We start from the raw sequence: 12,268 nt of genomic DNA, 5'->3' as shown, positions 1-12,268 counted from the left end.
GTCAGGAGAACAAATATTTTCTGATGACAAATAAATAAGCGCCGGGTTGAGTGACCCGGCGCAGACAATGGCGGCGATACTCTGCCGTCTGTCTCGGTATTACACCCGTGAGGGGGGAGATGCAGATAAAGGGTCAGGAACCCCTGCGGCTGTTTTGTCCGCCTTTTTTGCCCGCTTCAGAGGCCTTTTCGCGGTCGTTCTTAAAGTTACCCCCGCTGTGCTGCCCGCCTTTCCGGCCAGCTTCTGACGCTCTTTCACGATCTTCAGCAAAGTTACCTGATCCGCCTCGATGTTGAGTCATAATGGGTCCTCTTCATGAGTTGAAAATAACACAGCTTTTCTGAGGTGCTGTGCGCGTCTTACGCTTTAAAGAGTAGAGGTGGATATAAATTGCGCAAGCGGCACGGCGGGGGGAGTAAAAAAGAAAGGTCACCTTTAATGATATTAACCCCGGCGGCAGAACCGGGTGATAATAAAAGAAAAAGCGTTTAAACCTGTATGGGAATAATATTGCTGTACAGGTTTTATGTACGTCTGAACCTTTATTTTCCGGTAAGAAAAAGAGGTTTAGGAATATTCCTGGTAAAAGATCCGCGCTGTAGCGCGGTACCTGGCCGGTTACTCAGCGGGAAGCCAGCGCGTCTGCACCGCCTCGCTATCGTAGCGCAGAGGGGAGGGCAGGGCGATCAGCTCAATCAGTACGCCAAAGGGGGTCAGACAGAACCAGGTCTGGTTGCCCGCGCCTTCTTCCTGCGCAAAACAGTCGTTTGGGCCATCATAGAAACGCGCGCCATGGGCCTTAAGCTTCTCAGCCATAGCACAAATATCATCGACGCAGAGTGAAAAGTGATTAACGCCCGGCTGTCCAATAGTGGCTAAATCATCAGCGATGCCCGGCTCCAGTTGAAACAGCTCCACGTTGCAGCCGTTGCCTAGTCGCAGCATGGAAAGGCCGACGATGCTTAGCTGCGGCGGTAAGCCGTTCAGCGGTCGCATCTGGCGACCGTCGATCCGCTGTTCATTCTCCTGCCATGGGACAAGGCGGTAGAGCACGCTTGCATCCAGCGCCTGAGTAAAGAAGGTTTCTGCCTGCTCAATATTACTGACGGTGATGCCGATATGCTCAATGCCTCTGATCGCCATCATGCTTCCCCTTTGGTTTTCTGATTGTGTTGATGACAGGTCAATGCCTGCGCGGCACAGATCAAGGCAAGGTGACTGAGACCCTGCGGCAGATTACCGCGCCACTCCTTGCTGCGAACGTCAAACATCTCGTTAAAGATCTCGACGTTGCCGCGATCGCACAGCGTTTCCAGAATCTCCTCCATGCAGGCTCGGGCATGATCGATATCCCCCATTGATGCCCAGGCTTCCGCCAGCCAGAACGAACAGGCGACAAAAGTGCTCTCCTCTTTTTCCACGCCGCTATAGCGATAAAGCATGGCATGCCCATTGCCGAGTTCACGTTCAATCGCCCGGTAGGTGAGTCGCATACGTTCAGGATTAACTTTGCTGCCGTAGTGGTGTACCAGCGCCAGCGATGCGTCCAGCTGGCCTTCACTGCCAGCATAAAACAGATAAGCCTGCTTGCTCTCCGACCAGCAATGCTGCTCAACCCATTCGCTGATGCGATCGCGCTCACGTTCCCAACGCTCCATCCAGGTTGGCTCAATGTGACGTGCTTTTGCCATCGCCACGGCGCGGTCGAGAGCGAGCCAGCAGGCCATTTTTGAGTGGGTATAGTGCTGCTGCTCGGGCAACTCCCAGATGCCGGAGTCTTTAAGCCGCCAGCGGTCGGCGCAGTGGTTAGCCAGCTGTCCCAGCAGGCGCGACGTGCCTAAATCCAGAATATGACCCGCTTCAATAAAGAGCTGCGCCGTGGCAAGCATGTCACCGTACATGCTCAGCTGTCGCTGGTCGCGGGCATTATTGCCGACGCGCACCGGCAGCGAATCTTTATAACCACGCAGCGGGGGAAAGCGTTCGGGCGGTACAATGTCGCCCTCCAGCGTGTAGCAGGTTTGCAGCTCAACGCCATGCCGCATGATTGTCTGCGACAGCCATGAAAAAGCGGCTTTGCAGTCCTCCAGCGCACCGAGATAGACAAAAGATTTGATAATCAGGCAGGCATCACGCACCCACGCGTAGCGATAGTCATAGTTTTTCTCGCCACCCATGCCCTCTGGCAGTGACGTGGTTGCTGCCGCAGCCAGTGCGCCGGTCGGCGAATACCAGAGAAACTTCAGCGACAGGGCAGAGCGTTTGACGTGAACGTTATATTCACCCTCATAGCTCAGGCTATCGCACCAGTCCTGCCAGGCAACATGGCTGGTTTCAATACGGGTATCAATGGCATCAAGGTCGGGCACCGCCAGCGGCTCGCGCTGGGTGATCAGCAGCGCCACCAGCGAACGGGAATGTTCATGCGTGGTGAGCTCTGCAATAACCTGTTCATCATCCATATGGGTGATGATGACATCCTCGCTGGTGCGCAGCATGGCCATAATATCCCCGATATGAAAAACGTTGCCCTGCGTTGTGTTGCTCATCCAGGGCGAGCGCGTTTCTGCCACCGTACCGAAGCGCAGATGCAGTTTCAGCGTCACGCTGCCGCGCACGCCCTCTACCCGCCGGGCCAGTTCACTCCAGGGCAGACGCCCGGCGAGCGTACTGTTTAGCGATTCGGTCAGACGAACTTCGCCTTCGTCAGTGGTGAAACAGGTTTCCAGCACATTGCTCTTATCGCGGTAATGTCGCTGTATGCGGTAAGGCTGAACCGGCGTTAGCGCAAAAAAGCCGCCAATGCCGGGATCGAGCAGGCGGTCAAACAAGGGGGGCGAATCGAGATTAGGCGCACACCACCAGTCAATCGCACCATCCGGTGCAATCAGCGCGACCGATCGTCCTTCACCAATGGCCGCATAATCTCCAGGGCCAGCAAACCCATCCTCGCGAACGGGCGAGGTATACTCACCGTTTTTCATCAGCAGCATCCTTGTCTGAAACGCACTGTTTGTGGACAAAAAAACTGGCCGCACAGGGCGACCAGTTGGCAGGAAAGAAAATTTACAGCGTGCCGGTGCCGCCGTCAGAGCACCAGACCTGGCCTGACGTGTAGCTGCTTTCGCTCGAGGCCATGGTGACATAGAGGGGCGCGATTTCTACCGGCTGGCCTGGACGGCCCAGCGGAGCGCTTTCGCCGAACTTTTTAATTTTCTCCTGCGGCTGTCCACCGCACACCTGCAGCGGCGTCCAGTATGGGCCGGGAGCAACAGCATTGACGCGAATGCCTTCTTCACCTAACTGCTGCGCCAGTGATTTGGTAAAGGCCACGATGCAGGCTTTGGTCTGCGCATAATCAAGCAGGATAGGGCTGGGCTGATAAGCCTGAACCGAAGAGGTATTAATGATCACGGCACCGCGCGGCATGTGATCCACCGCGGCTTTAGTGATCCAGAACATCGCGTAGACGTTGGTTTTAAAGGTGGCGTCAAAGTCTTCGGTAGAGAGTGTCCGAATCGATTCGTTAAACTGCTGCCGACCGGCGTTGTTAACCAGGATATCCAGACCGCCCAGCTGTTCAACCGCCTGATTTACCAGTGACTGGCAAAAGGCTTCATCACGAATATCGCCCGGGATGGCAACGGCTTTTCGACCGGCCGCTTCAATCAGCTTAATGACTTCAGCCGCGTCTGACTCTTCGTCGGGCAGATAGTTAATTGCTACATCTGCCCCTTCACGGGCATAGGCGATAGCGACCGCACGACCAATACCGGAGTCGCCGCCAGTGATTAGCGCTTTGCGACCGGTCAGGCGACCCGTGCCACGATATGAGGTTTCCCCGTGATCCGGCACCGGATCCATTTTGCTGGCAAGACCTGGAACAGGCTGTTTCTGCTCCGCGAAAGGCGGTTTTGAATATTCAACCGGGACGAGTGTTTTATCATTTTGCGTAGTCATGCTTAGCTCCTTGCACTTCGTTTTCGGGTGATATTAAGCCTGGCACAAATGTGAGTTTTGTCACATTTCATCTGACCTGGCGGTAATTTAACCCTCTGCAACAGGGATAAAGATTAATAATAATCGGCTTTTTCAGGCGTAAAGCGGAAGGCAGGTTTTTTTTTGCCATCGCTATTTCACTGCGGGTGTGATGAATAGCTGGGTTTTTATTTAAGATATTGAATTTGTTTGATATTATTAAATCGGTTATTTTGTCTCTCAGAGAGGTTTTTCCTCATGAATATCTGTTAGTTAAGCCCTGAATATGTCGGTAAACCAGACGAGGATAAAATGATGGCTAACATGTGTGACAGATAATGCAGAATGTGACAATTTATTACCTGTGCAGGGTGAGCGCTTTTCCGGTAATAAGCTAAGCGGGAAATAATCTGGATAAGCGCATTAGCCTGGCCAGGGGAGAAAATAGTCTCTTCGGTGAGGCTGTAAAAAGACGCCTCAGCGGCATAAGGCGCTGTATATCCGCAGCTTTGCCGCCTCGCTGCCCAATGCAACCGCCATTATTTTTCTGCGTTGCTGTTTGTCGTCCTGCTCGCGGCTGTGGTGCTACAAGAAGGAAGTACACCTTGATTGCTGTCTGACGGTGATGGCTGGTTTTGCGGAATGATCCTCCTGCTTACCGCGCACCTCACCTTTAGCGCTCTGGCCTTCGGCACGCCTGCCTCGTCGGTGGCGCCAGTGGATGTGCTGCTGGCACGGCTCTCAGCACCCGATACCGCAGGCGCGCTGCTCCAGATCCGCTGTCTGGGCGGCAAGAAAAAAACGGGCGAGATTATCTGCTGGTTCTTCGCAATGACAGGCACCATCTCGCTGCTGACGCTACCCTTTGGCTGGCGGCTTCCTCAGGGTGAGCAACGTCTGCTGCTGGGAGCCAGCTCGGGGGCTGATACACATTTTGCTGACGCTGTACAGACGCCCCACGGCTTGCTTCCTTCGACTACAGCGCACTGCTTCCTGTGCTACCCGGAAACTTCAGCTGACTGGCGCAACTGTCGTAGCGTTTGCCGACATTTATTCCGCCTTAAGCGAGCGACAGCGGGCCGCCGCTGTCGTCCTGACGACGCGCGGCGAAGCCACCGATTTAACGCCTGATTAACACATCACGCTTGACGCCGGGTAGTCACTTACCCTACAACTAATGGCCGTCAGGGGAGTCTCGCCAGAGAGACTGAGAGGCTAATAGCGCAGCGCGCGGTGTAGCGACCCTTTGAACCTGACCCAGTTGATACTGGCGTAGGAAGACTCGTATCCCATTGACCTGAAAAGGCGTTGAGATGCCTGCCGCGTGAGCGAATCCCTTCTGCTTACGCTTTTTCCCTTCACGTATCACGGGTCGTCAACGTCGAGGCCAACGTGAAACGCACGCTTTTTCAATCTGTTTTTTCTGCCGGTGATACACGATGAGCCGCTGGTCGGTACTCGGTAGCGGAGTCGCCGGGCTCTGTGTCGCCACCTTGCTGGCTGAGCAGGGGGAAACGCTGGAAGTGATCGTCAGTGATGAAATGCCTGCCTCACACTGGGCGGGCGGCATGCTTGCGCCCTTCTGCGAAGGGGAGAGCGCGCCGGAACGGGTCACTGCGCTGGGGCAGCATGCCGCGGGCTGGTGGTCGCAGCGCGTCGAGGGTGTGGCGCAACAGGGCACGCTGGTGCTGGCTTCGCCGCGCGATGCAACAGAGCTGACGCGCTTCGCCCGGCTGACGCGCCAGCATCAGTGGTGCAATCCCGAAGAGCTTGAACCGGATCTGGCGGGACGCTTTGCGCGTGGCCTCTTCTTTGCCGGTGAGGCGCATCTGAATCCGCGTGATGCGCTGCGTCAGCTACGCGCTGCTCTTGAAGCGCGAGGCGTTGCCTTTCACGCCGGGAAACCCAGCGGCACCCTCATTGACTGTCGCGGTATCCATGCCACCGATCGCCAGCCCGAACTGCGTGCGGTGCGCGGCGAAATGCTCATCCTGCACAGTGACGATCTGCATTTTTCCCGTCCCATACGCCTGCTGCACCCGCGCTTTCCCTGCTATCTGGTGCCGCGTGCCAGTGGCCACTTTATGCTCGGCGCGACCATGGTAGAAAGCGACGACGCCAGCCCGATTAGCGTGCGCGCCATGATGGAGCTGCTTAGTGCCGCCTGGACGATCCACCCGGCGCTGGCAGAGGCGCGCATTGTCGAGAGCGGCACTGGCCGACGTCCCGCCTATCGGCATAACGTGCCGGAAGTTCGCTATCGCGACGGCGTGTTTTCCGTTAACGGCATGTATCGTCATGGCTTTTTGCTTGCGCCCGCCATGGCGCAACACCTCATGCAACTGCTCAGTCAGGAGTCACATTATGCAAATTGAACTCAACGGCCAGTTAATTGATACCGATGCACAGACCGTTGCGGCGCTGCTGAACGAGCGGCAGATAGACGCTGCCTGCGTAGCCAGCGCTTTCAACGGTCAGTTTCTGCCGCGCTCGCAGTATGAGAGCCAGCGGCTGGTGGCGGGATGCCGTCTGGAAGTGCTTTCGCCTATGCAGGGAGGCTGACCATGTTCTACGGCTTTGTTCCTCAGTCGCGCCTGCTGCTCGGCACCGCCGGATACCCGTCGCCCGAGATTTTGCACCAGGCGATCTGCGCCGCAGAGGCGGAGATCATTACCGTCAGCCTGCGGCGCGAAGGAAATCAGGGCGGTGCATTTCGCACGCTCCTCAGCCAGCTCAACCGCCGCGTGCTGCCCAATACGGCAGGTTGCCATAGCGTTAAGGAGGCTGTGACCACGGCATATATGGCGCGTGAGCTTTTTGATACTCGCTGGATCAAGCTGGAGGTCATTGGCGATGCCGATACGTTACAGCCCGATCCCTTTGCGCTGGTCGAGGCGGCGCGCATTCTCTGCGCCGATGGTTTTCAGGTTTTCCCCTATACCACGGAAGATCTGGTGGTCGGTGAAAAGCTGCTTGAGGCGGGATGTGAGGTACTGATGCCCTGGGGAGCGCCAATTGGTTCCGGCCAGGGGCTTCGCAACATTGAGGGGTTACGCACGATGCGCGCCTGTTTCAGTGGGGTACCGCTGATCATTGATGCAGGGCTGGGTGCACCGAGCCAGGCGGCGCAGGCGATGGAGTTAGGTTTTGACGCCATTTTGCTCAATACCGCCGTCGCGAAGGCACAGGATCCGGTGCGGATGGCGGGCGCGTTCGCGGGGGCGATCCGTGCGGGGCAGCAGGCTCATCGGGCGGGCCTGATGGAGCGGCGCGACATGGCCGTCGCCTCAACGCCGGTGTTTGGTCAGGCGCAGTTCAGCTAACGGGGTGAGCTCATGAATCGTTATCAACGTCAGCAAAGACTGCCAGAGATCGGTGAGGCAGGACAGCAGCAGCTCAGCGCTGCCCGCGTGCTGGTGGTGGGGGCTGGCGGGCTGGGTTCGGCGCTGTTGCCCCTGCTGGCCGGTGCGGGTATCGGCACGCTGCGTATCCTCGATGATGACAGGGTCGCGCTGCACAACCTGCATCGCCAGACGCTCTATACCACCGAGGAGGTTGGCCAGCCGAAAGCGCTGTGTGCCGCGCGTGCCTTACGCGAACGCAATCCCGACTGTCGGGTAGAGGCGCGTCAGCAGGCGCTGCGCCCCAGCACGGTGAACGAAGCGCTGGCGGGCATCGATCTTGCCATTGACGCGGCAGACAGCTTTGCTGTGACCTATACGCTTTCTGACGCGTGCAGGCTGCTCAACGTTCCGCTTATCAGCGCATCAGTGCTGGGTCGTCAGGGATATGTCGGCGGATTCTGCGGTCCGGCACCCAGCTACCGCGCGGTGTTTCCACAGCTGCCTGCGTCGGCAGCCAGCTGCAACACCGCTGGCGTGATGGGCCCGGCGGTTGCGACGCTGGGCGCGATGCAGGCGCAAATGGCGCTCAGCGTCCTGCTGGGATTTACGCCATCACCGCTCGGCAGCCTGGTGAACTGCGATTTTGTCCAGTGGCACTTCCGCGCATTTCGTTTTGATGGTGCCGAGGAGCCCGCGCTGCCTGCCATTCCCTTTATTGATACGGCCCTGCTGCGTCCAGACGACTGCATCGTTGAACTGCGCAGTCTGGAAGAGGCACCGCACAGCGTTACACCCGTCGTGGAGCGGGTGTTGCCGGAGGCGATAAGCGGCTGGCAGCCGCCTACAGGTCGACGCGTGGTGCTGGTCTGCGCCAGCGGTATTCGTGCGGCGAAGGCGGCGACGCTGCTGAGCCAGCGCGGGGTGGAGGCGCTGGCCATTATCGCGGCAAACCGGCCATGAACCCGAGTTTGACAGCGTGACTTTTTGCCGGGATAGCCTGCGCGTCTCAGACTGACGCTGCGCAGCTAAACTTAAGGAAAAGTCGGAGGAGATCGGGATGCAAGAGAAGATAAAGCTGGTGGCGGGTGACATTACGACCATCAGCGTCGATGCCATTGTCAATGCCGCCAACAGCTCGTTACTGGGCGGAGGAGGCGTCGACGGCGCTATTCATCGTGCTGGCGGACCAGAGATACTGGAAGAGTGTAAAAAGATCCGCAATCGTCAGGGCGGCTGTCAGACCGGCGAGGCGGTAATCACCACCGGCGGGACGCTGCCTGCACGCTTTGTGATCCATACGGTTGGCCCGGTGTGGAACGGCGGCAGCCAGAATGAAGTGGCCTTGCTGAAGCGAGCATACCAGAGCTGCTTTCGTCTGGCACAGCAGCACGGTATCAAAACGCTGGCGTTCCCCTCTGTCAGCACCGGCATCTATCGCTTTCCGAAGAAGCGAGCGGCTGAAATCGCACTGGAAGCGATCCGCGATGCGCTCGCGGATAACCCCACGCTGGAGTGCGTTACCCTTGTCTGCTTTGACCAGGAAAATTATGAGATTTATGCCGGACTGCTTAACTAGTTCATCACCAGGCCAAGAATAAGCAGTACTACCGCCACCACGGCATAGACACCCGCACGCGTCAGCAGGTTTTTCTGCTGACGCTTCACGCCGGTAATCAAAAATCCCAGCGCGATACACAGCGCCATGAGTGAAACCAGTAAATATGCTGACATGCAAGCCTCCAGATAAAAACGTTGTATTTAGCATGTCAGTGCCGGGTACGATAGCCGGTTTACATTTCTTTCATAAACTTAGCGCAGCCTGCCACACGCTGTATCCGGCTGAGTCTGTTGCGTCGCAGCCTTGACTCATTGCGTTATCCTGCTGGCTGTCAGGCTGAGCTGCCGCGTTCGCACGCTGCCCCTCTGGTCAGGTTGCCGGTTTTTTCATGCAAGGGCACCGATCTTCTGTCAGGTATTAAGCGAGAACCACACATCCAGCTAAACCGGTGCGCACTATTCCCTGTCGTGGTAAGCCAGGGAAGGTAAAGTCAGCGGGGGACAGGGCGAAGGGTGGACTGTTAAGAATATGCAAGGTAAAAATTCTTAAAAAACCGCAGCGTGTTGAATCAAATCCCGATAAACTGCGTGTTCCACAACGCCTTTCTGTGCTGGTTGCATGAATTATTATTCCCCTGACGACAATCACTTAAAGTTACGCTCGACCCGGTTTGTCAGGCGTATGTTTGCTATGCGGCAGTTAGGGACGCTTCTCTGCTTTTGCCCGATTCTCTCGGTGCTAATGGAATCGGGTAAAGGGGTGATCCCTTGTGCGCTGCTGTTTATTAATGCTTTTGTCTGGCCCTATCTCGCCTGGCAGCTCGCGCTGGTGTCTGAGGATCCAACCGGACGCGAGCGCACCAGCCTGACGCTTGACGCTGCCTTTGGCGGTGCATGGATCGCGATAATGGGGCTCAGCCCGATGCCCTCCTTTGTCATTATGGCGATCCTGATCGCAGATCGTTACGCCGCAGGCGGCTGGCCGCAGCTGCTTGCGGCGCTCCAGGCATTTCTTGTTGCCTTTACGCTGGTCTGGGGAGTGGAAGGCTGGCCGCTGACGATGAGCTTTACGTCCCGAACGGTCTGGCTCACTCTGCCGCTCGCGACCGTTTACCTGCTGGCGCTGAGCGTGGTCTCTTACAATCTGACGCTGAGCCTGCGGATGAAGAACCGTGAGCTGGAACGTATTGCGCTAATGGATCCGGGGTTAAAAATCCCTAACCGCCGTCTTTTTGAGCGTCGTCTGGAGAGTGAATTTTTGCGCACCCGGCGCGGGGAGAGTGCGGCTTACCTGATGCTGATCGACGTTGACCATTTTAAAGCGGTCAATGATAACTTTGGCCATGAGGCGGGGGATTTTCTGCTGGCAGAGATCTCTGCGCTGCTGCGGGATGGCGTGGGGCTGGAGGATATTCCGGCGCGCTTTGGTGGCGACGAGCTGTGCGTTATTGTGCGCGACGCACAGGACAGCAGCATCGTGGCGCTTGCGCACACGCTAAAGGCGCGCATCGCGCAGCTGCGCCTGCCCGCTTCGGCTGATTTTAATTGTTCCGTCAGTATTGGTATCGCACCGGCCAGCCAGGCTGACTCTATTCATCACTGGCTGCGTCACGCTGATAACGCGCTGTACCGGGTCAAGCGCAGCGGGCGTAACGGCGTCCATCTCTGGCAGGCGGCCTGATCCTCGCTGACGGATATGCAGCTGCTCTTCATGCAGAAGAGCGGCTTTTGCCAGCCGTGCGGCTTGCTCAAAGGCGAGCACCCACCTCGCTGGTTAACACCGTCCAGCTTCTTGCCCGTACGCTCAGGCTGAAACCCCGTCCGGCGCGATCGGAAATCCACCTGCGGCCATCACGCAGTTCAGGCTGTTCATTGAAAAGCGGATTCAGCCACTCGAAATGCTCCAGCCACGGCTGCGTCGACCAGGCGGCGGGTTCACCATGGCAACGTCCGGTGGCAGCTTGCGGTCGTGGCGCGCCGCCAGAACCATCCTTTTCAGGAAAGGCGTGATGCCGCCGACGTGCGGCGCGTCCGGCTGTACCACGTCGCGGCGTTGCCAGAGATGAGCGGCTCATGTTCACGATAGCAGGTAAGCCTTTCACCCGTGATGACAGGCGTATTGAGCGCGCGGGTCAGGGCCGCGTCGTCTTCACTATTCCACGCATCCAGAAGCCTCTCAATCCCGAACAGATTAAAAAATCGCCCGCGATTCTGACTGAGGTCAGATGGCCGGATAGTTTCCTGTGCCGTCCGGCCAGGGCGTCAGCAGATCAAAGCCGCTGTCGGTGACGGCGACCGTGTGTTCCCACTGTGCAGAGAGGGAACGATCTTTGGTCACGACCGTCCAGCCGTCAGAAAGCACGCTGGTGCCCGCTTTACCCGCATTGATCATTGGCTCAATGGTAAAGATCATGCCTGGCTCAAGCGTCAGCCCCTCGCCCGGCGTGCCGTAATGTAATACCTGTGGCTCGTCGTGATAAATCTGGCCTACGCCGTGTCCGCAATATTCACGCACCACCGAGAAGCCCGCGCCTTCAGCCAGCCGCTGGATTGCCGCCCCGATATCGCCCAGCGTTGCGCCTGGTTTTACCGCGTGAATGCCCGCCACCATTGACTGATAGGTGAACTCCACCAGCCGACGCGCCCGCACAGAGGGCTCGCCCACAAAGTACATGCGGCTGGTATCGCCGTACCAGCCATCTTTGATGATGCCGATATCGATATTGATAATGTCGCCGTTCTTCAGCTTTTTCGTTGAAGGAATACCGTGGCATACCACATGATTGACCGACGTACAGGTGGTGCGCGTATATCCCTGATAGCCGATATTAGCGGGGGTGACATTAAGCGTATTGACGATAAAATCGTGACAGAGGTTATCCAGCGCTTCCGTGGTGATGCCCGGCTGAACGTGTGGTGCAATCATCGCCAGCACCTGCGCTGCCGCATGGCCTGCGGCACGCGCCATTTCAATCTGTTCCGGGGTATGGATTTTGACGCTTCGTTTCATTGCACCTCTCCCTGTGGTGTTTTCAAAGGCGACTGAATCAGCTGGCGCAGGTCGCTGCCGTTTTCCAGTTCCACCCGGATTAGCATTTGCGCCAGCTCCTGCTGGGTAAACTGCGGATAAAGCTCTGCCAGCATACCGAGTTTGAGCCAGTGCTCGGCCTGCGCGTTGATGGAACGGCTCATTGCCTGACTGGCAATGCGCAGATTTTCATGCATTAAATCGGATATTTTGACGATGCCCATGGCGGCCTTATATAAAACGTATATGGTTTATATATAGGTTAACTTTTACTGGCTAAACTGCAACAGCAATTTTTGCCTGCCCGCAGGGCACGCGTTTTGGCTGGGATCCAGGGGAGCGTCGGGCAGAGAGGTTTTCT

The 12,268-nt window shown here is 57.2% G+C and carries 14 protein-coding genes, 1 pseudogene and 1 riboswitch; of the genes and pseudogenes, 7 read left to right on the top strand and 8 right to left on the bottom strand.

From position 1 onward, the window contains the following. Positions 1 to 133 precede the first annotated feature (133 nt). The 4 genes from HP564_RS02015 to HP564_RS02000 all read right to left on the bottom strand — a co-directional run bounded on the left by HP564_RS02015 (position 134) and on the right by HP564_RS02000 (position 3,960). The gene (locus HP564_RS02015; RefSeq protein WP_371239678.1) at positions 134 to 301 is read right to left on the bottom strand and encodes a general stress protein; all 168 of its coding nucleotides are present in this window, start codon (positions 299 to 301) and stop codon (positions 134 to 136) included. 317 nt (positions 302 to 618) lie between these two features. Continuing rightward, positions 619 to 1,146 carry a VOC family protein gene (locus HP564_RS02010; RefSeq protein WP_371239676.1) on the bottom strand — a complete coding sequence of 176 codons (528 nt, stop codon included), beginning with the start codon at positions 1,144 to 1,146 and terminating at the stop codon, positions 619 to 621. Further along, a complete protein-coding gene (locus HP564_RS02005; RefSeq protein WP_371239674.1) occupies positions 1,143 to 2,984 on the bottom strand; it encodes a glycoside hydrolase family 15 protein in 1,842 nt (613 codons plus the stop codon). Before HP564_RS02005 ends, HP564_RS02010 begins: the two co-directional genes overlap by 4 nt. Before the next feature lie 82 nt (positions 2,985 to 3,066). Beyond that, positions 3,067 to 3,960, bottom strand: coding sequence for an SDR family oxidoreductase (locus tag HP564_RS02000; RefSeq protein ID WP_371239672.1), 894 nt, complete (start codon positions 3,958 to 3,960; stop codon positions 3,067 to 3,069). A 660-nt stretch (positions 3,961 to 4,620) separates the two neighbouring features. Here HP564_RS02000 and HP564_RS01995 point away from each other — a divergent pair. The 6 genes from HP564_RS01995 (at position 4,621) to HP564_RS01970 (ending at position 8,898) form a co-directional block, all read left to right on the top strand. Further along, positions 4,621 to 5,109, top strand: coding sequence for a hypothetical protein (locus tag HP564_RS01995; protein ID WP_371239670.1), 489 nt, complete (start codon positions 4,621 to 4,623; stop codon positions 5,107 to 5,109). Positions 5,110 to 5,154: 45 nt separating this feature from the next. Further along, positions 5,155 to 5,274, top strand: a riboswitch (TPP riboswitch). Positions 5,275 to 5,417: 143 nt separating this feature from the next. After that, positions 5,418 to 6,353: an FAD-dependent oxidoreductase gene (locus tag HP564_RS01990; RefSeq protein ID WP_371239668.1), complete on the top strand. Its 936-nt coding sequence runs from the start codon at positions 5,418 to 5,420 to the stop codon at positions 6,351 to 6,353. Further along, positions 6,343 to 6,540 carry a sulfur carrier protein ThiS gene (thiS, locus tag HP564_RS01985; RefSeq protein WP_371239666.1) on the top strand — a complete coding sequence of 66 codons (198 nt, stop codon included), beginning with the start codon at positions 6,343 to 6,345 and terminating at the stop codon, positions 6,538 to 6,540. The genes HP564_RS01990 and thiS overlap by 11 nt, the downstream gene beginning before the upstream one ends. A gap of 2 nt (positions 6,541 to 6,542) precedes the next feature. Then, a complete protein-coding gene (locus HP564_RS01980) occupies positions 6,543 to 7,301 on the top strand; it encodes a thiazole synthase (protein WP_371239664.1) in 759 nt (252 codons plus the stop codon). Between the two features lie 12 nt (positions 7,302 to 7,313). Next, entirely contained in the window at positions 7,314 to 8,282 is a 969-nt protein-coding gene (locus HP564_RS01975) for a ThiF family adenylyltransferase (protein WP_371239662.1), read from the top strand. A gap of 97 nt (positions 8,283 to 8,379) precedes the next feature. Continuing rightward, the gene (locus HP564_RS01970; protein ID WP_371239660.1) at positions 8,380 to 8,898 is read left to right on the top strand and encodes an O-acetyl-ADP-ribose deacetylase; all 519 of its coding nucleotides are present in this window, start codon (positions 8,380 to 8,382) and stop codon (positions 8,896 to 8,898) included. On the opposite strand, the gene HP564_RS01965 is transcribed toward HP564_RS01970, so the two are convergent. Next, positions 8,895 to 9,053, bottom strand: a complete 159-nt coding sequence (locus HP564_RS01965) for a hypothetical protein (RefSeq protein ID WP_158253400.1) — start codon at positions 9,051 to 9,053, stop codon at positions 8,895 to 8,897. The genes HP564_RS01970 and HP564_RS01965 overlap by 4 nt on opposite strands. Before the next feature lie 445 nt (positions 9,054 to 9,498). Here HP564_RS01965 and HP564_RS01960 point away from each other — a divergent pair, with 445 nt between their 5' ends. Further along, positions 9,499 to 10,560: a diguanylate cyclase gene (locus HP564_RS01960; protein ID WP_371239657.1), complete on the top strand. Its 1,062-nt coding sequence runs from the start codon at positions 9,499 to 9,501 to the stop codon at positions 10,558 to 10,560. A gap of 67 nt (positions 10,561 to 10,627) precedes the next feature. On the opposite strand, the pseudogene HP564_RS01955 reads toward HP564_RS01960, so the two are convergent. From HP564_RS01955 to HP564_RS01945, 3 genes and pseudogenes are all read right to left on the bottom strand, one after another. Then, positions 10,628 to 11,075 (bottom strand): annotated as a pseudogene (locus tag HP564_RS01955) (enolase C-terminal domain-like protein); the annotation flags it as partial. 25 nt (positions 11,076 to 11,100) lie between these two features. Continuing rightward, the gene (gene map / locus HP564_RS01950) at positions 11,101 to 11,889 is read right to left on the bottom strand and encodes a type I methionyl aminopeptidase (protein WP_371239655.1); all 789 of its coding nucleotides are present in this window, start codon (positions 11,887 to 11,889) and stop codon (positions 11,101 to 11,103) included. Next, positions 11,886 to 12,131 carry a ParD-like family protein gene (locus tag HP564_RS01945; protein ID WP_371239653.1) on the bottom strand — a complete coding sequence of 82 codons (246 nt, stop codon included), beginning with the start codon at positions 12,129 to 12,131 and terminating at the stop codon, positions 11,886 to 11,888. Before HP564_RS01945 ends, map begins: the two co-directional genes overlap by 4 nt. Between the last annotated feature and the right edge of the window lie 137 nt (positions 12,132 to 12,268).

This window comes from Pantoea sp. KPR_PJ, assembly GCF_041386365.1.
GTDB lineage: Bacteria > Pseudomonadota > Gammaproteobacteria > Enterobacterales > Enterobacteriaceae > Pantoea.
This window is presented reverse-complemented; position numbering and strand designations above follow the sequence as displayed.